20 protein-coding genes are annotated in these 20,005 nt (G+C 69.8%); 7 read left to right on the top strand and 13 right to left on the bottom strand.

The features are described from left to right. Positions 1 to 7: 7 nt before the first annotated feature. The 6 genes from AAG689_RS08765 to cysS all read right to left on the bottom strand — a co-directional run bounded on the left by AAG689_RS08765 (position 8) and on the right by cysS (position 7,444). Positions 8 to 1,276, bottom strand: a complete 1,269-nt coding sequence (locus AAG689_RS08765) for an aspartate kinase (protein ID WP_406625612.1) — start codon at positions 1,274 to 1,276, stop codon at positions 8 to 10. Positions 1,277 to 1,314: 38 nt separating this feature from the next. Next, entirely contained in the window at positions 1,315 to 2,322 is a 1,008-nt protein-coding gene (gene tilS, locus AAG689_RS08760) for a tRNA lysidine(34) synthetase TilS (protein ID WP_406625611.1), read from the bottom strand. A 51-nt stretch (positions 2,323 to 2,373) separates the two neighbouring features. Next, the gene (locus tag AAG689_RS08755) at positions 2,374 to 4,218 is read right to left on the bottom strand and encodes a methyl-accepting chemotaxis protein (protein WP_406625610.1); all 1,845 of its coding nucleotides are present in this window, start codon (positions 4,216 to 4,218) and stop codon (positions 2,374 to 2,376) included. Between the two features lie 102 nt (positions 4,219 to 4,320). Continuing rightward, positions 4,321 to 5,298 carry an acetyl-CoA carboxylase carboxyltransferase subunit alpha gene (locus AAG689_RS08750; RefSeq protein ID WP_020228354.1) on the bottom strand — a complete coding sequence of 326 codons (978 nt, stop codon included), beginning with the start codon at positions 5,296 to 5,298 and terminating at the stop codon, positions 4,321 to 4,323. 61 nt (positions 5,299 to 5,359) lie between these two features. Continuing rightward, a complete protein-coding gene (locus AAG689_RS08745; RefSeq protein ID WP_406625609.1) occupies positions 5,360 to 6,019 on the bottom strand; it encodes a DNA-3-methyladenine glycosylase family protein in 660 nt (219 codons plus the stop codon). A gap of 48 nt (positions 6,020 to 6,067) precedes the next feature. Further along, positions 6,068 to 7,444: a cysteine--tRNA ligase gene (gene cysS / locus AAG689_RS08740; RefSeq protein ID WP_406625608.1), complete on the bottom strand. Its 1,377-nt coding sequence runs from the start codon at positions 7,442 to 7,444 to the stop codon at positions 6,068 to 6,070. Between the two features lie 160 nt (positions 7,445 to 7,604). Between cysS and AAG689_RS08735 the strand changes: the two genes are divergently transcribed. The 5 genes from AAG689_RS08735 to AAG689_RS08715 all read left to right on the top strand — a co-directional run bounded on the left by AAG689_RS08735 (position 7,605) and on the right by AAG689_RS08715 (position 10,971). Further along, positions 7,605 to 8,153 (top strand): tetratricopeptide repeat protein, encoded by a 549-nt coding sequence (locus tag AAG689_RS08735; protein ID WP_406625607.1) that lies wholly within the window; start codon positions 7,605 to 7,607, stop codon positions 8,151 to 8,153. Positions 8,154 to 8,222: 69 nt separating this feature from the next. Next, on the top strand, positions 8,223 to 8,801 hold the full coding sequence (locus AAG689_RS08730; protein WP_406625606.1) for a peptidylprolyl isomerase: 579 nt from the start codon (positions 8,223 to 8,225) through the stop codon (positions 8,799 to 8,801). A gap of 17 nt (positions 8,802 to 8,818) precedes the next feature. Then, the gene (locus AAG689_RS08725; protein WP_020228349.1) at positions 8,819 to 9,346 is read left to right on the top strand and encodes a peptidylprolyl isomerase; all 528 of its coding nucleotides are present in this window, start codon (positions 8,819 to 8,821) and stop codon (positions 9,344 to 9,346) included. A 3-nt stretch (positions 9,347 to 9,349) separates the two neighbouring features. Next, positions 9,350 to 10,132, top strand: a complete 783-nt coding sequence (locus AAG689_RS08720; RefSeq protein WP_406625605.1) for a UDP-2,3-diacylglucosamine diphosphatase — start codon at positions 9,350 to 9,352, stop codon at positions 10,130 to 10,132. Positions 10,133 to 10,137: 5 nt separating this feature from the next. Continuing rightward, positions 10,138 to 10,971: a zinc-dependent peptidase gene (locus AAG689_RS08715; RefSeq protein ID WP_406625604.1), complete on the top strand. Its 834-nt coding sequence runs from the start codon at positions 10,138 to 10,140 to the stop codon at positions 10,969 to 10,971. Between the two features lie 41 nt (positions 10,972 to 11,012). Here AAG689_RS08715 and otnI read toward each other — a convergent pair whose 3' ends face one another. From otnI to AAG689_RS08680, 7 genes are all read right to left on the bottom strand, one after another. Further along, on the bottom strand, positions 11,013 to 11,822 hold the full coding sequence (gene otnI, locus AAG689_RS08710; protein WP_406625603.1) for a 2-oxo-tetronate isomerase: 810 nt from the start codon (positions 11,820 to 11,822) through the stop codon (positions 11,013 to 11,015). Between the two features lie 10 nt (positions 11,823 to 11,832). Beyond that, positions 11,833 to 12,498, bottom strand: a complete 666-nt coding sequence (locus AAG689_RS08705) for an aldolase (RefSeq protein ID WP_406625602.1) — start codon at positions 12,496 to 12,498, stop codon at positions 11,833 to 11,835. Continuing rightward, positions 12,495 to 13,757, bottom strand: coding sequence for a 3-oxo-tetronate kinase (gene otnK / locus AAG689_RS08700; protein WP_406625601.1), 1,263 nt, complete (start codon positions 13,755 to 13,757; stop codon positions 12,495 to 12,497). Before otnK ends, AAG689_RS08705 begins: the two co-directional genes overlap by 4 nt. Positions 13,758 to 13,760: 3 nt before the next feature. Next, the gene (gene denD / locus AAG689_RS08695) at positions 13,761 to 14,774 is read right to left on the bottom strand and encodes a D-erythronate dehydrogenase (protein ID WP_406625600.1); all 1,014 of its coding nucleotides are present in this window, start codon (positions 14,772 to 14,774) and stop codon (positions 13,761 to 13,763) included. An 89-nt stretch (positions 14,775 to 14,863) separates the two neighbouring features. Further along, positions 14,864 to 15,757 (bottom strand): L-threonate dehydrogenase, encoded by an 894-nt coding sequence (ltnD, locus tag AAG689_RS08690; protein ID WP_406625599.1) that lies wholly within the window; start codon positions 15,755 to 15,757, stop codon positions 14,864 to 14,866. Positions 15,758 to 15,827: 70 nt separating this feature from the next. Continuing rightward, the gene (locus AAG689_RS08685) at positions 15,828 to 16,598 is read right to left on the bottom strand and encodes a FadR/GntR family transcriptional regulator (RefSeq protein WP_406625598.1); all 771 of its coding nucleotides are present in this window, start codon (positions 16,596 to 16,598) and stop codon (positions 15,828 to 15,830) included. Between the two features lie 66 nt (positions 16,599 to 16,664). Further along, positions 16,665 to 17,555: a LysR family transcriptional regulator gene (locus AAG689_RS08680; protein WP_406625597.1), complete on the bottom strand. Its 891-nt coding sequence runs from the start codon at positions 17,553 to 17,555 to the stop codon at positions 16,665 to 16,667. Between the two features lie 117 nt (positions 17,556 to 17,672). Between AAG689_RS08680 and AAG689_RS08675 the strand changes: the two genes are divergently transcribed. After that, entirely contained in the window at positions 17,673 to 18,665 is a 993-nt protein-coding gene (locus AAG689_RS08675; protein WP_406625596.1) for a tripartite tricarboxylate transporter substrate binding protein, read from the top strand. A 17-nt stretch (positions 18,666 to 18,682) separates the two neighbouring features. Next, on the top strand, positions 18,683 to 19,963 hold the full coding sequence (locus AAG689_RS08670; protein ID WP_406625595.1) for an amidase: 1,281 nt from the start codon (positions 18,683 to 18,685) through the stop codon (positions 19,961 to 19,963). Positions 19,964 to 20,005 lie beyond the last annotated feature (42 nt).

Below are 20,005 nucleotides of genomic sequence, written 5' to 3'. Positions count from 1 at the left end.
AGCAGATTCAGGCAGCTTGCTGGTCCAGTTCGAACGCCTTGTGCAGGGTGCGCACGGCCAGCTCGACGTACTTCTCGTCGATCACGACCGACGTCTTGATCTCGGACGTGGAGATCATCTTGATGTTGATGCCTTCTTCGCTCAGCGCGCGGAACATCTTGCTGGCCACGCCGACGTGGCTGCGCATGCCAATGCCCACGATGCTCACCTTGGCGATCTTGTCGTCGCCCACCACACTCTCGGCGCCCAGCTTGGGCAGCACTTTGTCCTTGAGCAGTTCGATGGTGCGCTGATAGTCGTTGCGGCTGACGGTGAAGCTGAAGTCGGTCTTGCCGTCCTTGCTCATGTTCTGGATGATCACGTCCACGTCGATGTTCGCGTCAGCCACCGCGCCCAGGATCTGGTAGGCGATGCCGGGCGTGTCGGGCACGCCGAGCACGGAGATCTTGGCTTCGTCGCGGGTGAATGCGATGCCGGATACGACGGCTTGTTCCATTTGTGCGTCTTCCTCAAAGGTGATCAGGGTGCCGGACTTGGCTTCCTCGTTGATGTCGATGTCCCAGGACGTGAAGCTGGAGAGCACGCGCAGCGGCACCTTGTACTTGCCGGCGAACTCCACCGAGCGGATCTGCAGCACCTTGCTGCCCAGGCTCGCCATCTCCAGCATTTCCTCGAAGCTCAAGGTCGCCAGACGGCGTGCCTCGGGCACGACGCGCGGGTCGGTGGTGTAGACGCCGTCCACGTCGGTGTAGATCAGGCATTCGCTGGCCTTCATCGCCGCGGCGATGGCGACGGCCGAGGTGTCGGAACCACCCCGGCCCAGCGTGGTGACGTGACCATCGCCGTCGATGCCCTGGAAGCCGGTGATGATGACCACCCGGCCCGCGTCCAGGTCGGCACGCACGCGCTTGTCGTCGATGGATTCGATGCGCGCCTTGGTATAGCTGCTGTCGGTGCGCACCGGCACCTGCCAGCCGGCATAGCTCACGGCCGGCACCCCTTCGGACTGCAGCGCGATGGCCAGCAGCGCCGAGGAGGCCTGTTCGCCCGTGGCGGCCAGCATGTCGAGCTCGCGGTGGTAGGCCGAGGCGGCCTTCGACGGGGCGAGTTCCTTGGCCAGCCCCAGCAGGCGGTTGGTTTCGCCGCTCATGGCGCTGGGCACCACCACCATCTGGTGGCCCGCCCGCGCCCACTTGGCCACGCGCTTGGCGACATTGCGGATGCGCTCCGTGGAGCCCATCGAGGTGCCGCCGTATTTATGAACGATCAGTGCCATGGAATATCTTGCAGTGACGGGGGCATCGGTTCACGGCGCTAAAAGTCATGCGGTTTTGGCGCGCCGTCGCCCCGTGCGGAAATGAGGTCCAAAACCTGCTGATTGTACCAACCGAGCGACTCGTTCTCGCGCACCACGTGGCCGCGCCCCACCTTGATGCGGATGCGGTGCCCGCGCGTGGTGCAGGCGGCGATCTGGTCGAGCAATTCGCCCAATTGCGCGGCTGTGGGCGTGGTGCCATGCACGGTGCGCAGCCAGTGGCGCAGCACATTGGCCTGGCGCGCGCGGCTCAGGGCCCGCAGCGCGGCGATGCGGGGAGGCTGGCCCACGGCGGCCAAGTCGGTCTCGGCCAATTCCTGCAGCAGTTCGCTGGCCTGCGCGGCATGGCCGCAACTGCGCGCGAAGGTGTCGCGGAACTCCGGGAAGGCCTGCTGCAGCGCGGGCAGCAGTTGCCTGCGGATGCGGTTGCGCGTGTAGCGCTCGTCGGCATTGCTCGGGTCTTCCACCCAGCGCTCGCCGCGCGCCTGCAGCCATGCGCGGATGTCGGCGCCGGCCACGCGCAGCAAGGGCCTGTGCCAGGCGATGCCGCCCCGCTCCCAGCGCGCGGGCATGGCCGCCAGGCCAGGGATGCCCGCGCCCCGCGACAGGGCCAGCAGCAAGGTTTCCACCTGGTCGTCCGCATGCTGTGCGATCGCTATGTCTTTGATAGCTACTAGCGCTTGTCCATCAAGCGCCAGGGCCTCAAAAGACTTGTAGCGCGCCTGGCGCGCGGCGTCCTCGGGGCTTTGGCCCGGGGCATGCCGGGCATCCACGCGCCGCACGGCCAGCGGCACGCCCAGGCGCGCACACAAGGCCGCGCAATGCTGCTCGAACCCGTCCGCCGCGGCCTGCAGCCCGTGGTGCACGTGGAAGGCATGCACCTGCCCGGGCCAGCGCTCGGCGCAGGCCAGCAGCAGCGCCGTGGAATCCGCACCGCCGCTCAGGCCCACGGCCAGGGGAAGGCGGGGAGCGAAGCGGCGGATCGCCGCGTCGAACGCCAGCGTCACGCAGGTCTCGGCTGCAGGATGGTCATGGCGGCCGATTATCGGCCGCCCCGTTCAATGCGCCGGTGCGGGCAGGCGCGCGGGCTGGCGGTCGTCGTGCAGGCGGAAGGTGCCCACCACCTCCGACAGGCGCACCGACTGGTCCTTGAGGCTGGCCGCCGCGGCAGCGCTTTCCTCGACCAAGGCAGCGTTCTGCTGGGTCATCTGGTCGAGATGGTCCACCGCCTGCCCCACTTCGCCGATGCTGGTGCTCTGCTCGGTGGTGGCGGCGGTGATCTCGGCCATGATGTCGGTCACGCGCTGCACGGACTGCACGATGTCGGCCATGGTCGTACCCGCATCGTTGACCAGGCGCGAGCCGCTCTCCACCTGCTCCACCGACGAGCCGATCAGCGCCTTGATCTCGCGCGCGGCCTCGGCCGAGCGGCCCGCGAGGCTGCGCACCTCGCCCGCCACCACGGCAAAGCCCCTGCCCTGCTCGCCCGCGCGCGCGGCCTCGACGGCCGCGTTGAGCGCCAGAATGTTGGTCTGGAACGCGATGCCGTCGATCACGCCGATGATGTCGTTGATCTTGCGCGATGCGGCATGGATCTGCTCCATGGTGCTGACCACGTTGCCCACCACCTCCCCACCGTGCCGCGCCACGCCGGAGGCCTGCGCGACGAGCTGGTTGGCCTGGCGTGCCGCGTCCGCGGTATGGCGCACGGTTTCTGTGAGCTGCTGCATGGACGCTGCGGTCTCCTGCAGGCTCGACGCCGTGAGCTCGGTGCGGCTCGACAGGTCCTGGTTGCCCGTGGCGATCTCCTCGGAAGCCAGGCGCACCGAGTGGCTGGCGTCGCGGATCTGTGCCAGCACGCCCGCGAGCTTGCCCGCGAAGTTGTTGAAGCTGCCGGCGATCTGCGCCAGCTCGTCCTGTCCGTGCGCGTCGATGCGCCGCGACAGGTCGCCGTCGCCCTCGCCGATCTCGTGCATGGCGTCGCGCACCAGCGTCAGGCGCCGCAGGCGCCGCGCCAAAACAGCGGCCAGCACGGCCGTGGCGATGGCCAGCACGGCGATGCTCGCCCACACCGACGCCTGCAGCATGCCGGCGATGGAAGCCAGCGCCTCGCGCCGGTCGAGCGCGATGGCCAACAGCCACGGCGTGTCGGCCACCGCCGAAACGCTGAGCAGCACGGCATGGCCCTGCAGGTCGAGGGCCTGCAGCTCGCCTCCCTGCGCCATGGCGGCCAGGCCCTGCGCTCTGAGCGTGGGCGCGATCTCCGTCGCGGGCTTGAGCGCGAGCTTGGCATCCGGGTGGGCGATGATGGCGCCGCTGCCGTCCACAAGGAAGGCGAAGCTCGACGGCGTGGGTTTGATGGACGTGACGTTGGCGATCACCGAGGCCAGCGAGACATCCCCCGCCAGCACGGCCCGGATGGCGCTGCCCTCGCGCACCGCGCGGGCGAAGGTCACCACCAGGCCGTTGCCGCCCGCGTCGGCATAGGGCGGCGTGATGGCAGCCGCGCTGGCCTGCGCCGCCTGCCGGTACCAGGGGCGCGAGGTGGGGTCGTAGTCGGCCGGCAGGTTCTGGGGCGTGGAGAAAGCCATGCGCTTGTCCGCATGGGCGATGTACGTGGTGACGAATCCGCCCGCCTTGGCCAGCATGAGCAGCGGCCTGGGCTGGTCCGCCTCGTCCAGGGCCGCGCCGGCGGCCTCCACGATGGAGGCCTTGGCCTTGGCCCAGTCACGCAGGGTTTCGATGTGGCTGTGCGCCAAGGCCCGGGCGTTCGCCGCGAGCGACGCATAGGCATGCGAGCGCACCGATGCGTAGTTGGCCGCAGTGAGGGCCGCCAGCGCCGCCACCAGGCAGGCCAGCGACAGCAGCAGGATCTGGCCCCGGAGGGTTTTCCCAAGTGACATGCAGGACTCCTTCCATGCGCAGCGCGTTCCACGGCCGCGAGGAAATCATCCTACATCTTGATACAGGGCAAGGCGATGGTCGGGAACCCTGCCCCGGCGGGGTCAGCGGCTGTCGGCCTTGGTGTCGGTGAAGCGGCCGTAGCTTTGCAGGCGCTCGTAGCGGCGCTCCAGCAATTCCCGGGCCTTGAGGTCGGCCAGCTGGCGGTGGGCATCGCCCAGCGCGCGCTTGAGGAAGGCGGCCATCTGCTTGTGGTCGCGGTGCGCGCCGCCCACGGGCTCGTTGACGATCTTGTCCACCAGGCCCAGGGCCTTGAGGCGGTGCGCCGTGATGCCCATGGCGTCGGCGGCATCCCTAGCGTTGTCGCTGGTCTTCCAGAGGATGGAAGCACAGCCCTCGGGGCTGATGACCGAGTAGATCGAATACTGCAGCATGATGACCTGGTCGGCCACGCTGATGGCCAGCGCGCCGCCCGAGCCGCCCTCGCCGATCACCGTGGTGATGATGGGCACTTCGAGCTGGGCCATTTCGTAGATGTTGCGGCCGATGGCCTCGGACTGGCCGCGCTCCTCCGCGTCGATGCCGGGGTACGCGCCGGGCGTGTCGACAAAGGTGAACACGGGCAGCTTGAATTTCTCGGCCGTCTTCATGAGGCGCAGAGCCTTGCGGTAGCCCTCGGGCTTGCTCATGCCGAAGTTGCGCACGGCGCGCTCCTTGGTGTCGCGGCCCTTCTGCTGGCCGATCACCATGCAGGCGTGGCCGTTGAAGCGCGCGAGGCCGCCGACGATGGACTGGTCGTCGGCGAAGTGCCGGTCGCCGTGCATCTCGACGAAATCCGTGAAGATCTCCCGCACATAGTCCATGGTGTACGGACGCTCGGGATGGCGGGCGATTTTCGTGATCTGCCAGGGCGACAGGTCGCTGTAGATGTCCTTGGTAAGCTGGTGGCTCTTCTTGCTGAGCTGGTCGATCTCCTCGGAGATGTCCACCGCGCTCTCGTTCTGCACATAGCGCAGTTCTTCGATTTTGGATTCCAGCTCCGCGATGGGCTGCTCGAAATCCAGAAAGGTCTTTTTCGCCAAGATGTTTTCTCCTCGGGCTCGTCCGGCCCGTCGTCGTTCGCTGCTGCTGCAGGGCGGTGGATCAGTAGTCCACCGGCAGGGGCGCGAGCGATCGCCAAATATACCAACTCGCCACGCTGCACCAGGGTTTCCACGCCTCCGCCACCTCGCGGGCATCGCTGCGGCTCACAGGATCGCCCGAAAAGTAGTGCTGGCTGATGCCCTGGATCAAGGTGGCGTCGTCCAGCGGAAGCACGTTGGGGCGCGCCAGGTGGAAGATCAGGAACATGTCCGCCGTCCAGCGGCCGATGCCGCGGATGGCCACCAGTTCGGCCACGATGGCCTCGTCGTCCATCGCGTCCCACTGCTTGACGTGCAGGCGGCCGCTGTCGAAGTGCAGCGCCAGGTCGACCAAATAGTCCACCTTGCGCGCCGACAGGCCGGCCGCGCGCATGTCGTCCACCTTGAGCTTGAGCACGTTGCGCGGCGTCATGCTGCGCGGCAGCGCGGCGAACTGGTCCCATACGCGCTGCGCGGACGCCACCGACACCTGCTGGCCCACGATGCTGCGCGCCAGCGTGGTGAAGGCGTCGCCGCGCTGGGCCAGCGCCACGTCGCCCAGATCGGGGATCAGGCGGCGCATCACGCGGTCCTTCTTGACGAGGTGCTTGCACGCGTCGTCCCAGTAGGCCGGCGGCGTGAGCTGCGGCGCCTCGTTCACTATCTTTTTAATAGCTGCCACCGCTTACCCCGCCTGCGCTGCAAGCCAATTCGACTGCAAATGCGTTATTCACTGCGCCGCCTCCCAGGTGGTGCCCGTGGGCGCGTCCTTGAGCACGATGCCCTGGGCCAGCAGCGCGGCTCGGATGCGGTCGGCTTGCGCGAAGTCCTTGGCGGCCTTGGCAGCCGCGCGCGCGGCGATCTGGGCCTGAATGGCGGATTCGTCGAGCGCCGCACCCGCCTTCAGGAACGCCTGCGGATCGTCCTGCAGCAGGCCCAGGTACCCGCCCAGCGCCTTGAGCAGCCCTGCGGCCTCGGGCGACTTGCTGCGGTTCACCTCGCCGGCCAGGTCGAACAGCACGGCAACGGCCTCGGGCGTGCCGAAGTCCTCGTCCATGGCCGCCTTGAAGCGCGCGGCATGGGGCTCGGTCCAATCGACGTCCACCACGGCGGGCGCCACCAGGCTGAGCGCGGTGTAGAGGCGCTTGAGCGCGGCGCGGGCGTCGTCCAGGTGCACGTCGCTGTAGTTCAGCGGGCTGCGGTAATGGCTGCGCACGACGAAGAAGCGCACCGTTTCCGCGTCGTATTCCTTGAGCACGTCGCGGATGGTGAAGAAGTTGCCCAGCGACTTGGACATCTTCTCGTTGTCCACGTTGATGAAGCCGTTGTGCATCCACACCTGCGCGAAGGGCTTGCCCGTGGCGCCCTCGCTCTGGGCGATTTCGTTCTCGTGGTGCGGAAACTGCAGGTCCGCCCCGCCGCCGTGGATGTCGAAGCTCTCTCCGAGCATCTCGCAGCCCATGGCCGAGCATTCGATGTGCCAGCCCGGACGGCCCTCGCCATAGGGGCTGGGCCACTTCACCTCGGCCGGCTCATCCGGCTTGGCGCTCTTCCAGAGCACGAAATCCAGCGGGTCGGCCTTACCGTCCTGCACGGCCACGCGCTCGCCCGCCTGCAGCTCGTCGAGCGACTTGCCCGACAGCTTGCCGTAGCCGGGAAAGCGCCGCACGGCGTAGTTCACGTCGCCGTTGGCGGCCTGGTAGGCCAGGCCCTTGCCTTGCAGCGTGCCGATCATCGCGAGCATCTGCGGCACGTACTCGGTGGCGCGCGGCTCGTGCGTGGGGCGCTCGATGCCCAGGGCGTCGGCGTCCTGGTGCAGCGCTTCGATCATGCGGTCCGTCAGGCTGCGGATGCTCTCGCCGTTCTCCACGGCGCGGCGGATGATCTTGTCGTCGATGTCGGTGATGTTGCGTACGTAGGTCACGGCCAGGCCCGACGCGCGCAGCCAGCGCTGCACCACGTCGAAGGCGATCATCGAGCGCGCATGGCCCAGGTGGCACAGGTCGTAGACGGTCATGCCGCACACGTACATGCGGACATGGCCCGGCTCGAGCGGGGAAAACTCCTCCAATGCACGCGTCAGCGTGTTGTAGATACGCAAGCTCATGGGTTTCTTCTCGGGGTGGGCGAACCGGGCGCCGCACGGCAGCGGGCCGGCGCCACCGGGGGCGGCGGCTGCGCACACCCCCTCGGCTACAATGCGCCGCAGTATAAGCCCGCGCCGCGCCCTCTGGCGCAGGCCTTCCCACCCCTCTTTTTCCCTCTCCATGACACCCGCCCGACCCCTTGTCCACCGCCTGCTGCGCCTGTTGGCCGTGGCCGCCCTGGCGGGAGCCGGCTGGGCGCATGCCGACGAGTACGCCGGCATCTCCCAGCTCATCAAGCAGGGCAAGCCGCGCGAGGCGCTGGCCCAGCTGGAGCCGCGCATCGCCGCCAACCCGCGCGACCCGCAGCTGCGCTTCCTGCGCGGCGTGGCGCAGGCCGATGCGGGCCAGCAGGCCGAGGCCATCGACAGCTTCGTGCAGCTCACCGAGCAATACCCCGAGCTGCCCGAGCCCTACAACAACCTGGCCGTGCTCTACGCCGGCCAGAACCAGCTGGAGAAGGCCCGCGCCGCGCTGGAGATGGCCGTGCGCGCCAACCCCGGCTATGCCACCGCGCACGAGAACCTGGGCGACATCCACATCCGGCTGGCCATCCAGTCCTATGCGCGCGCGCAGCAGCTCGACCCGGCCGTGGGTGCCTCCGTGGCTCCCAAGCTCAAGCTCCTGCGCGAGCTGCCTGCGGCCAAGCCCCAGCCTGCTCTCGGCCGCTGACGCGGTCCCGCGGCCCTGCTTCCCCCAGGGCCGCCTTCCTTTCTTTCGCACTTCTCAAGGAGCCTCTGCATGATTTCCAGAAGAAATACGGCCCTGGCGCTTGCCGGCCTTGCGCTGGCAGCTATGGTCAACGTAGCAAGCGCACAGGGTGCCGCACCCAAGGTCAAGCTCGCCACCAGCATGGGCGACATCGTGGTGCAGCTCGACCCGGCCAAGGCGCCCAAGACGGTGGAGAACTTCCTGGCCTACGTGCAGGACAAGCACTACGACGGCACCGTCTTCCACCGCGTGATCGACGGCTTCATGATCCAGGGCGGCGGCTTCACCGCCGACATGGCGCAAAAGCCCACCAAGGCGCCGATCCCGCTGGAGGCCTCCAACGGCCTGAAGAACGACCAGTACACCATCGCCATGGCCCGCACGGGCAACCCGAACTCTGCCACCTCGCAGTTCTTCATCAACGTGAAGAACAACGACATGCTCAACGCCCCCAACCCCGACGGCCACGGCTACGCCGTGTTCGGCAAGGTGGTCGAAGGCAAGGATGTGGTGGACAAGATCAAGGCCGTGGCCACGGCGAACAAGGGCATGCACCAGAACGTGCCCACGACGCCCGTCGTCATCCAATCCGCAACGCTGGTCAAGTAAACGAAAGGACTTCCTCCATGAGCAACCCGCAAGTCGAACTGCACGTCACCATCAACGTGGCCGAGACCGCCACCCCCGGCGTCATCACGCTGGAGCTGGACGCCGTGAACGCGCCCAAATCCACCGAGAACTTCCTCGCCTACGTGAAGAAGGGCCACTACGACGGCACCATCTTCCACCGCGTCATCAAGAACTTCATGATCCAGGGCGGCGGCTTCACGCCCGACATGAAGCAAAAGGGCACGGACGACCCCATCGAGAACGAGGCCGCCAACGGCCTGAAGAACGACCAGTACACCATCGCCATGGCCCGCACGGGCGATCCGCACAGCGCCACGGCCCAGTTCTTCATCAACGTGGTGGACAACGCCTTCCTGAACCACACCGCGCCTTCCGGCCAGGGCTGGGGCTATGCCGTGTTCGGCAAGGTGGTCAAGGGCCAGGACGTGGTGGACGCGATCAAGAAGGTGCGCACCACGCGCAAGGGCTTCCACGACGACGTGCCGTTCGACGCCGTGGTGATCGACAAGGCCGTGGCGCTGTAAGCCATGGCCGAGGCCGTGCCGCCGATGGCCGAGCTGGCCGCGCCAGCCGGGTGGCGCACGGTCGATTTCCTCTCCGACCTGCATCTGGAGAGCGCCCACCCCGCCACGCTGCGCACCTTCGCGAACTACCTCGACGGGACACCCGCCGACGCGGTGTTCCTGCTCGGCGACCTGTTCGAGGTCTGGGTGGGCGACGATGCGATCGACGAGCCCGGCAGTTTCGAGAGCGAATGCTGCGCGCTGCTCGCGCAGGCCGCCGCGCTGCGGCCTGTCTTCTTCATGCACGGCAACCGCGATTTCCTCGTCGGCGAGGGTTTCACGCAGCGCACGGGCATCCCGGTGCTGGCCGATCCCACGGTACTCACGTTCGCGGACAGGCGCTGGATGCTCTCGCACGGTGACGCGCTGTGCCTCAATGACGTGGAATACCAGCGCTTTCGCGCCCTCGCGCGCAATCCGCAGTGGCAGGCGCAGTTGCTCGCGCGCCCGCTCGCGGAGCGCCGCGCCCAGGGCCGCAGCGCGCGCAGCGAGAGCGAAGCGCGCAAGCAGTCGGGCATGGCGGTCTACGCCGACGTGGACAGCCCCGCCGCTGTTCGATGGCTGCGCGCCGCGCGCGCCGATGCGCTGGTCCACGGCCACACGCACCTGCCCGCCGACCACGAACTCGCCCCCGGCCTCGCGCGCCACGTGCTCACCGACTGGGATCTCGAAGCCCCTGCGCCACGCGCCGGCGTGCTGCGCCTCACGCCCCAGGGCTTGCAGCGCCTGCCGCTCACCACCACGTAGGGGCGATGCCCGCCTTTCTCACCCGCCTGGCCCGGCGCGTACGCGCCACCGTGGCCCCCATTCCCGACATCGGGGCCGACCTGTGGCTGCAGACGCTGCACAGCTACCCCTTCCTCTCCGCGCTGCCACTGGCCGACCAGGGCAAGCTGCGCGCGCTGAGCGCCCTCTTCCTGCACCGCAAGGAATTCACGGGCGCGCATGGCCTCGTGGTGACCGATGCCATGGCCGTGGCCATCGCCGCGCAGGCCTGCCTGCCGCTGCTGCACTGGGGCGAGCCCGGCCAGGCGCTGGCCTGGTACGACGACTTCGTGGGCATCGTCGTGCACCCGGCCGAGGCCGTGGCGCGCCGCAAGGCCGTCGATGAAGCCGGCGTGGTGCACCACTACGACGAGGTGCTGCTCGGCGAAGCCATGCAGGACGGCCCGGTGATGCTGAGCTGGCCCGCCGTCCAAGGTGCGGGCCGCGAGGGGCACGCGACCAGCGTGGTGATCCACGAGTTCGTGCACAAGATCGACATGAAGAACGGCGGCGCCGACGGCAGCCCGCCCCTGCCGCCCGGCTTCATGGGCACGGCGAACGCCCGTGCCGCGCACGCCGCCTGGCGCGCGGCCTGGGAGCCGGCCTACGAGCAGTTCCGCGAGCGGGTCATCATCGCCGAGCGCTTCGGCGGCGAGTGGCCCTGGCTCGATGCCTACGGCGCCACGGCCCCGGCGGAATTCTTCGCCGTGGCCTGCGAGGCCTACTTCGTGCACCGCGAGCGCTTCGCGCAGGAATTCCCCACGCTGCTGCCGGTACTGGACGCGCTGTTCCGCCCCGCACAGGAACTTCAAGCCAAATAGGCCTCCAGCGCTTGTCCAGCAAGCGCTGGCAGCTCTCCTACTTATAGCAAGCCGCGCGCCCAGCCCAGGCCCTTGGTCGTGCCGCCGGGCACGGCGCCGCGCGCGGGCAGGTATTCGCAGCCCACCCAGCCCTGCCAGCCGCACTGCGCGGCCACCTCGTCGATGACGGAGAACAGGTAGGGGTGGTTCAGCTCGCCCACATCGGGCTCATGCCGCTCGGGCACGCCCGCGATCTGGAAGTGGCCGACGCGGCCCGTGGGCAGGTACTGGCGGATCTTCATCGCCACGTCGCCCTCGACGATCTGGCAGTGGTACAGGTCGAACTGCACCTGCAGGTTGGGCGCGCCCACGGCCTGCACGATGGCGTGCGCGTCGTCCTGGCGGTTGAGGAAGAAGCCGGGGATGTTGCGCGTGTTTATCGGCTCGATGAGCACGTTGCGCCCCGCTTTCACGGCCTGCTCCGCCGCCCAGCGCAGGTTGTCGATGTAGGTGGGGCGCAGCGCCTCGCGCGTCTGGCCCTCGGGCAGCAGGCCGGCCATCACGTGGATGCGCGGGCAGTCGAGCGCGGCGGCGTAGTCCAGCGCACGCGCGAAGCCGTCGCGGAACTCGGCCTCGCGGCCCGGCAGGCAGGCCAGGCCGCGCTCGCCCGCGGCCCAATCGCCGGGCGGGGCGTTGAATAGCACCTGCTGCAGGCCGTTGTCTTTCAAGCGCTTGGCGATCTCGGCAGCGGGGAAGTCGTAGGGGAACAGGTATTCGACGCCTTTGAAGCCGTCTGCGGCGGCGGAGGCGAAACGGTCAAGGAAGGCATGCTCGTTGTAGAGCATGGAGAGGTTGGCGGCAAAGCGGGGCATGTCTTGTTCCTTACCAGCGCGCGCCGAAGGTGGCGCGCAGTTCGTCGATGCGTGCCGCGTCGAGCGCGGCGGGCTTGGGAGACGACAGCAGCCACAGCCGCGCCGTTTCCTCCAGTTCCTCCAGCGTCGCCATCGCAGCGGCGGGAGTGTCGTGCCAGACGTTGGGGCCCAGGCGCTCCAGCATCACGGCGCGCAGCGGCGTGCCTTGCGCGCCGTAGCGCGCGATGGCCTGGGCCACGGCCTCGGCGGCGTCGGGCGCGCCGGGGCGGTGGTAGGGGATCACGGGCACGTGGCCGACCTTCATCACGAAATACGGCGTGATGGCGGGCAGCAGTTCCCCCTCCGCGGGTTGCAGCGTGAGGGCCACGCAGTGCGTGCTGTGCGTGTGGATCACGCAGGCGGTCTGCGCGTCGAACGCGCGCGCGGCGGCGTAGATGCGCGCGTGCAGCGCGATGGTCTTGCTCGCGCGGTCGCCGCTCACCTGCTGGCCCTGCGCGTCCAGGCGCGCGAGGCGCGCGGGATCGAGAAAGCCCAGGCAGGCGTCGGTGGGCGTGATGAGAAAACCGCCGTCACCCAGCCGCACGCTGATGTTGCCGGCCGTGGCGTGCACGTAGCCGCGCTCGAACAGGCTGCGGCCGACGCGGCAGATCTCCTCGCGCGCCTGGGTTTCGGTCATGCGAGCACCTCGAACGCGCGCGTGAAGAAGTCGTCGCCGCCGAAGTTGCCGGACTTGAGCGTGACGTGCAGGCCCTGGCCCAGCGCCTGCGCATGGCACCACGGCACGCCCGGGTCGATCTGCGGGCCGATCTGCATCTGCGTGATGCCCAGCGCCTGCACGCAGGCACCAGAGGTCTCGCCGCCCGCCACCACGAGCTGGCGCACGCCGCGCTCGACGAGGCCGCGCGCGATGGCTGCGATGGTGCGCTCCACCATCGCGCCCGCCTCTTCCACGCCCAGGCGCGACTGCACGGATTTCACCGCGCCGCTGTCGGCCGTGGAATAGACGAGCACGGGGCCGCGTTCCAGCAGCGGCGCGGCCCAGGCGAGCGCCTCGGCCGCCACGTCGGCACCATCAGCGATGCGCAGCGGGTCGATGGCCAGCGCCGCGCCGCCGCGCGCGATGAAGTCCTGCACCTGCCGGTTGGTGGCCAGCGAGCAGCTGCCCGACACCACGGCGCGCAGCCCGCCCGTGGGCGGCAGCACGCTCGCGGCAGGCGACGGCGCGAGGCCGAAGTTGGCCGGCAGCGCGATCGCCACGCCCGAGCCCGCCGTGACCAGCGGCAGCGCCGCGATCGCCGGGCCCGTGCGCAGCAGGTCGTCATTGGAGACGGCATCGACGATGGCGATGGCAACGCCCTCGGCCTGGAGCTGCGCGATGCGCTCGGTGACCGCCGCCGCGCCGCGCGCGACCACGGCATGGTCGATCAGGCCCACCTTGCGCTGGCACTGCGACTGCATCACGCGCACGAGGTTCGGATCGGTCATGGGCGTGAGCGGATGGTTCTGCATGCCGCTCTCGCTCAGCAACACGTCGCCCACGAACAGGTAGCCCTTAAACACGGTGCGCTTGTTGTCGGGGAAGGCGGGGGTGGCGATGGTGAAGTCCGTGCCCATCGCATCCATCAGCGCCTCGGTCACGGGGCCGATGTTGCCGGCCGCGGTGCTGTCGAAGGTGGAGCAGTACTTGAAGTAGATCTGGCGCGCCCCCTGCCCTTGCAGCCAGCGCAGCGCGGCGAGCGATTGCCCAATGGCCTCGCCCACGGGGTTGGTGCGCGATTTGAGCGCGATGACGACGGCATCCACGTCCGCCGCCAGCGGGTCCTCCGGCACGCCGATGGCCTGCACCACGCGCATGCCTGCGCGCACAAGGTTGTTGGCGAGGTCGGTGGCGCCCGTGAAATCGTCGGCGATGCAGCCGAGCAGCAGCTTGCTCATGGCTTATCCCTTCACCGCGAGCTTGACGGCCTGCGGGTTCTCGCGCACGTAGTCGCGCAGGATGGCCTCGAAGCTCTCGTCGGCCGCCAGGCCCAGGGCCTGCGCACGCTTCGGCTGGAAGCGGCTGGGCCAGCTCGTGATGATCTTGGCGATCTGCGCATCGGGCTCCCAGTCGATGAGCGCGGTGGCCTCCTTGCCGGCCACGCGGGCCAAAGCCTGGGCCATCTCGCCCACGGTGGTGGTGAGCGCGGGCAGGTTGACGGCGGTGCGCGCGCCCCACTCCGTGCTGCTGGCCGTCGACGCGCGGATGATGCCGCGCACCGTGTTGCCGGGCGACGAGAGCGCCACGGCCGTCTCGGGCGCCACGGGGCAGCGCGCGCGCTCGCCCGCCAGGGGCTCGCGCAGCATGCCCGAGAGGAAGCTGGAGGCCGCGCCGTTCGGGCGGCCGGGGCGCACGCTCACCGTCATCAGGCGCACGTTGCGGCCCTGCACGAAGCCCTTGCGCGTGTAGTCGGCCACGAGCTGCTCGCCGATGAACTTCTGGATGCCGTAGCTGTTCTGCGGCGTGGGCAGCGTGGTGTCCTCGATCACCTCGGGCAAGCGCTGCTCGGGCGAATCGCCGAACACGGCCACGGAGCTGGAGAACACGAACACGGGCGCATGGCCCGCGCGGCGGCAGCCTTCGAGCAATTGACGCGTGGCGTCGAGGTTGCTGCGCATGCCGAGATCGAAGTCAGCCTCGCACTCGCCGCTGACGGCTGCCGCGAGGTGGAAAACGGCCTGCACCTCGCCCAGCGGCAGCGCGCCGGCGGCGAGCTGCTCGCCCAGGTCGCCCAGCAGCGGCTGCACGCGCGCATCGGCAGCCAGGTCAGCAGGCGGCGCCACGCGGTCGACCAGCACCACGCGCTGGATGGGCTGCGCGGGCGCGCCGGCCAGCGCCAGGCTGCCCTGGGCCAGCAGCGTGCGCGCGAGGCGCGCGCCGAGGAAGCCACTGCCGCCGGTAATGAGGATGTTCATGGGAGGGGTCCTTGTGTGTGGAGTTACAAGCCAAATCGGGCTCTAGCGCTTGTGCATCAAGCGCGAGCAGCTATGAAAACAGGAGTTTTCTAGGGGAGTGTGATGCCCGGGAAGATCTTGATGACCGCACTGTCGTCCTCACGTGCGAAGCCCGCCGTGGAGGCCTGCATGAACATCTGGTGCGCGGTGGACGAGAGCGGCAGCGGGAATTTGCTGGCGCGCGCCACGTCCAGCACCAGCCCCAAATCCTTCACGAAGATGTCCACGGCCGACAGCGGCGTGTAGTCGCCCGCCAGCACGTGGGCCATGCGGTTCTCGAACATCCAGCTGTTGCCCGCGCTGTGCGTGATGACGTCGTAGAGCGCGGCCGGATCGACGCCCTCGCGCAGGCCCAGCGCCATGGCCTCTGCCGCGGCGGCGATGTGCACGCCCGCCAGGAGCTGGTTGATGATCTTGACCTTGCTGCCCGCGCCCGCCTTGTCGCCCAGGCGGTAGACCTTGGCGGCCATGGCGTCGAGCGTGCCGCCCGCGCGCGCATAGGCATCGGGCGTGCCGGCGGTCATCATGGTCATCTGCCCGCTCGCGGCCTTGGCGGCGCCGCCGGAGATGGGCGCGTCCAGGTACAGGATGCCCTGCTTGGCCAGGCGCGATTCCAGCGCCACCGACCAGTTGGGATCGACGGTGGAGCACATCACGAACAGGCTGCCGGGCCGCATGCTGGCGGCCACGCCATCGTCGCCGAACAGCACGCTTTCGGTCTGCGCGGCGTTGACGACCACCGAGACCACCACGTCGCAGCGCGCGCCCAGCTCGGCCAGCGTCTCGCAGGCGGTGCCGCCGTCCTTGGCGAAGTCCTGCGCCACTTCGCGCCGCAGGTCGAACACATGGGGCGCGAAGCCCGCGCGGCGCAGCGACTGGGCCATGCCCAGGCCCATGGCGCCCAGGCCCACGAGGCCGACGGTAGGTGGAGATACGTTGCTCATGCGGGAATGGCGGTGGAAGTTGAAATTGTCAGGTCATCATACAAATTTGAGAGCACATTACGGATACGGGTTAACCCTTGCGCCGCTCGACCAGCGGGCGGGCCAACTGCGCACCCTCCTGCTGCCAGAACGCGGGGTCGGCCTGCCGGATGCGGCGGATGGCGTTGTCCATGTGGGTCTTGGCGGCGTCCCGTGCGGCGGCGGGCTCGCCCGCCTCGATGGCGTCCGCAATGCGCGTATGTTCACTGGCGACCTCGCGGGCGAAGTCGTCGCGGCGCGCTTCGTTGGCCCGCGTAACGCGGATGGCGCCCTGCAGGAATCCGTGCAGGTACTGCAGCGTGCCCATGAGGAAAGGGTTGTGCGCCGCCTCGGCGATCGCCAGGTGGAAGGCCAGGTCCTGCTCGGCGCCGCTGCCGCCATCGGCCACGGCCTGACGCAGGGCCGCGATGGCCTCGCGGATGCGCGCCATGTCCTGCGCCGTGCGGCGCTCGGCCGCCAGTGCGGCAACCTCGGACTCCAGCGGGCGGCGCAGCTCGGCGAGCTGGATCACCGCCTCGCGCGAGGCCAGGTGCGCGCCCTCGAAGCGCAGCGGCTCGGCGCTGGCGGCGCGCACGTAGACCCCGCTGCCCTGGCGCGAATCGACCAGCCCGAGCGACTTGAGCCGCGACACGGCCTCGCGCACCACGGTGCGGCTCACGGCGAACTGCGTGGCCAGCACGGCCTCGGTCGGCAACCGGTCGCCCAGCGCCAGCCGGCCGCTGCGGATCTCGGCCGCGAGCGCGTCGGCGACCTGGTCGGCCAGACGGGCGCCGGAAGCCACGGGCTGGAACTGCAGGGGCATCGTGTCGTTATCCGTACATGGCAGGGCCTGCCACTCTAATGCCTGCGCCCTTCTCCGCCGCCCCGGTCAGGCTTGCGGCAGGCAGGCGAGGAAGCGCTGCACCACCGGGTTGCAGTTGTCCGCGCTCCAGACGCAGGACAGCACCGCGTCCAGCGGCGCGCCGCCCGCGGGCAGGGCCAGCTCCCGCCATGCGAAGCGCCCGGCCCCGCCCTGCACGGCGGACAGGGGGACCAGCGCGGCCCCCATGCCGGCTTCCACCAGCGCCAGCAGCGTGGGCAGCAGGCTGTGGTGGCGCACGTGGGGGCGCACCTGGGCGCTGGCGAGGAGCTTTTCCTCCAGTTCGTGGAAATAGCGCGCACCCTGCGGCTCGTAGCCCACCCAGGGCAGGCCCTGCAGGTGGGGCACCGGCACGCGCTCGTGCGCGGCCAGCGGATGCCCCAGCGGCAGCACCAGCACCATGGGGTCGTGGGAGACCACGCTCGACACCAGGCCCGCGCTGTCCATGGAGGCGGAAAACCGCAGCAGCGCCACGTCCAGGCGGCCGCTGCGCACGTCCTCCACCAGCAGGTCGGAGGTCTGCTGGCGCAGTTCCAGCACCACGTCCGGACAGGCCTGGCGGAAGGCCTGCAGGGCCTGGGGCAGCACGCGGTAGACCGTGCTGTGGGTGAAGCCCAGCGTGAGCACGCCCTCGTCGCCCAGCGCATGGCGCCGCACGGCGTGCAGGGCGGCATCCGCCTCGGCCACCAGCAGGTGGGCGCGCTCCAGCAGCAGGCGGCCCGCCGGCGTGAGCTGGACGGAGCGCGTGGTGCGCACCAGCAGCGGCGCGCCCACCTCTTCCTCGAACTGGCGGATCTGCTGGCTCAGCGGCGGCTGGCTGATGTGCAGCCGCTGCGCGGCCCTGCCGAAATGCAGTTCCTCGGCCACCGCGATGAAGGCCAGCAGGTTGCGGGAAAGCATGATTATGCCGATCTACGACTCAATAGTTAGAGAATTTTATATTAGACATATCAGTGGTGCAGCCGTAGCCTCCGCAGCGCAACGTTGCCTTCCACCCACCCTTTACATCCCATCGCCATGTCCCTCCATCCTTTCCGCTTGCGCCGCGCCCTGGTGGCGTCGGCCGCCCTCGCCCTGGCCGCCGTGGCAAGCGCCCAGCCCCCCGCAACGGCCAGCTACCCGGCCAAGCCCGTCACCATGGTGGTGCCCTTCGCCGCGGGCAGCGTCACCGACCTGCTGGCGCGCATCGTGGCCCAGCGCCTGGGCGATGCGCTGGGGCAGCCCGTCGTCGTGGAAAACAAGGCCGGCGCCGACGGCAACATCGGCGCCGCCTATGCCGCCGCGGCCGCCCCCGACGGCTACACGCTGATGATGGGCGCCGCCAGCACCAACGCCATCAACCCCAGCCTGCACAAGAACCTGAAGTTCAATGCGCTCAAGGACTTCACGCCCATCACCAACGTCGCGTCCATGCCCAACGTGCTGGTCGTGGGCCCCCAGGTGCCGGCGCGCAACGTGAAGGACTTCATCCAGGCCGCGCGCACCGAGAAGTACAGTTTCGCCTCCAGCGGCGCGGGCGGCAGCATGCACCTGTCGGGCGAGCTGTTCAAGACCATGGCCCAGGTGCCCGACTTCCTGCACATTCCCTACAAGGGCGGCAGCGCCCCGGTCACCGACGTGATGGGCGGGCGCGTCAGCGCCATGTTCTGCAACCTGCCGCTGTGCCTGCCGCACATCCGCGCCGGCAAGCTGCAGGCGCTGGCGGTGACGTCCGCCCGGCGCACGCCGCTGCTGCCCGAGGTGCCGACCATCGCGGAAAGCGGCGTGCCCGGCTACGAGGTGGAAGGCTGGTTCGGCCTGTTCGCCCCGGCGGGCGTGCCGCAGCCCATCATCCAGCGGCTGAACCACGAGGTGGTGCGCATCCTGCAGGACCCCAAGGTCAAGGAATCGCTGCTCGCCCAGGGGGCCGAACCCATCGGCAACAGCCCCGAGGCGTTCGCGGCCTTCGTGCACAAGGAGCACGACCGCTGGGCCAAGACCATCCGCGACGCAGGCATCACCCCGCAATGAGCGCACACAGCACTGCCATGACGCCGCCCAACCGCCTGACGGCCCTGCAGGCCCTGCGCGCCATGGAGGAAGGCCGCCTCACGAGCGAGGCGCTCACACGCGCCTGCCTGGAGCGCATCGCCGAGCGCAACGGCGCGGTGCAGGCTTTCACCGCCGTGGACCCCAGCCGCGCGCTGGCGCAGGCCCGCGCCGCCGACCGCGCCGCGGCCGCGCCGCTGCGCGGCCTGCCGTTCGCCGTGAAGGACGTGCTGGACACCCGGGACCTCGCCACCGCCTACGGCTCGCCCATCTACGCCGGCCACCAGCCGGTGGCGGACGCCGCCTGCGTGGCGCGGGCGCGGGAATTCGGCGCGCTGGTGCTCGGCAAGGTGGCCACGAGCGAGTTCGCCACGCAGACCCCGAGCCAGACGCGCAACCCGCTCGACCTGGCGCACACGCCGGGCGGCTCGTCCAGCGGTTCGGCTGCGGCCGTTGCCGACTTCATGGCGCCCGTGGCCTTCGGCACGCAGACCACGGCCTCCACGGTGCGGCCGGCGTCCTACTGCGGCATCGTGGGCTACAAGCCGACCTTCGGCTTTCTCAACGTGGCCGGCCTCAAGCCCCTGAGCCCCTCGCAGGACACCGTCACCCTGCTGGCGCGCACGGTGGAAGACGCGGCCCTTTGCGGCTTCGGCCTGCAGGGCGTGCGTGCACAGGCCCAGCCGCTGGAGCGCCCCCGGCTGGCGCTGTGCCTGTCGTCGCAGTGGGACGCGGTGCACCCCGAGATGGCCCAGGCCATCGAAAGCCTGGCCGCCGCCGCGCAGCGCGCGGGCGCCGAAGTCCGGCGCCTGTGGCTGCCGGCCGGGCTGGAGGCGCTGATCGACCTGCAGGGCCGCCTGTTCGCGTTCGAGGCGCGCCAGTCGCTGGCGCACGAGCGCCAGCACCACGCGGCGCAGTTCAGCCCGCGCCTGCAGGCGCGCCTGGCGGGCGGCGAAGGCATCGACGGCGCGGAGTACCTGGCCATGCGCCAGCGCGCGCTGGCCGGGCGCCAGGCGCTGGCGCGCCTGTTCGACGGCGTGGACGCGCTGCTCTACCCGCCCGCCCAGGGCGAGGCGGACGAAGGCATCGCCGACTCGGGTTCCGCCCAGTTCGGCGCGCTCTGGAGCCTGATGCACGTGCCCTGTGTGTGCGTGCCCGCCGCCCGGGGGCCGCGCGGTCTGCCGATGGGGGTGCAGGTGATCGGCGCCTACGGCGACGACCTGCGCACCCTGCAGGCGGCGGCCTTCGTGGAACGCGTGGCGCAGGCCGCGCTGGCGTGACAACCTTGCCGGCCGGACGCACCGCCGTCCGGCCCGGAAACG

The sequence above is a fragment of the Acidovorax sp. SDU_ACID1 genome, assembly GCF_045291395.1.
Classification (GTDB): domain Bacteria; phylum Pseudomonadota; class Gammaproteobacteria; order Burkholderiales; family Burkholderiaceae_C; genus MR-S7.
Note: the sequence above shows the minus strand (reverse complement) of the source record. Positions and strands in the feature narration are given on the sequence as shown.

Coding starts and splice junctions, on each gene's coding strand:
- AAG689_RS08675 (WP_406625596.1), top strand. CDS start 17,673: ATGTCCCTCCATCCTTTCCGCTTGCGCCGCGCCCTGGTGGCGTCGGCC.
- AAG689_RS08670 (WP_406625595.1), top strand. CDS start 18,683: ATGACGCCGCCCAACCGCCTGACGGCCCTGCAGGCCCTGCGCGCCATG.
- AAG689_RS08755 (WP_406625610.1), bottom strand. CDS start 4,218: ATGTCACTTGGGAAAACCCTCCGGGGCCAGATCCTGCTGCTGTCGCTG.
- otnI (WP_406625603.1), bottom strand. CDS start 11,822: ATGCCCCGCTTTGCCGCCAACCTCTCCATGCTCTACAACGAGCATGCC.
- AAG689_RS08720 (WP_406625605.1), top strand. CDS start 9,350: ATGGCCGAGGCCGTGCCGCCGATGGCCGAGCTGGCCGCGCCAGCCGGG.
- AAG689_RS08765 (WP_406625612.1), bottom strand. CDS start 1,276: ATGGCACTGATCGTTCATAAATACGGCGGCACCTCGATGGGCTCCACG.
- cysS (WP_406625608.1), bottom strand. CDS start 7,444: ATGAGCTTGCGTATCTACAACACGCTGACGCGTGCATTGGAGGAGTTT.
- AAG689_RS08680 (WP_406625597.1), bottom strand. CDS start 17,555: ATGCTTTCCCGCAACCTGCTGGCCTTCATCGCGGTGGCCGAGGAACTG.
- ltnD (WP_406625599.1), bottom strand. CDS start 15,757: ATGAGCAACGTATCTCCACCTACCGTCGGCCTCGTGGGCCTGGGCGCC.
- AAG689_RS08705 (WP_406625602.1), bottom strand. CDS start 12,498: ATGACCGAAACCCAGGCGCGCGAGGAGATCTGCCGCGTCGGCCGCAGC.
- denD (WP_406625600.1), bottom strand. CDS start 14,774: ATGAACATCCTCATTACCGGCGGCAGTGGCTTCCTCGGCGCGCGCCTC.
- AAG689_RS08730 (WP_406625606.1), top strand. CDS start 8,223: ATGATTTCCAGAAGAAATACGGCCCTGGCGCTTGCCGGCCTTGCGCTG.
- AAG689_RS08715 (WP_406625604.1), top strand. CDS start 10,138: ATGCCCGCCTTTCTCACCCGCCTGGCCCGGCGCGTACGCGCCACCGTG.
- AAG689_RS08725 (WP_020228349.1), top strand. CDS start 8,819: ATGAGCAACCCGCAAGTCGAACTGCACGTCACCATCAACGTGGCCGAG.
- AAG689_RS08685 (WP_406625598.1), bottom strand. CDS start 16,598: ATGCCCCTGCAGTTCCAGCCCGTGGCTTCCGGCGCCCGTCTGGCCGAC.
- AAG689_RS08735 (WP_406625607.1), top strand. CDS start 7,605: ATGACACCCGCCCGACCCCTTGTCCACCGCCTGCTGCGCCTGTTGGCC.
- otnK (WP_406625601.1), bottom strand. CDS start 13,757: ATGAGCAAGCTGCTGCTCGGCTGCATCGCCGACGATTTCACGGGCGCC.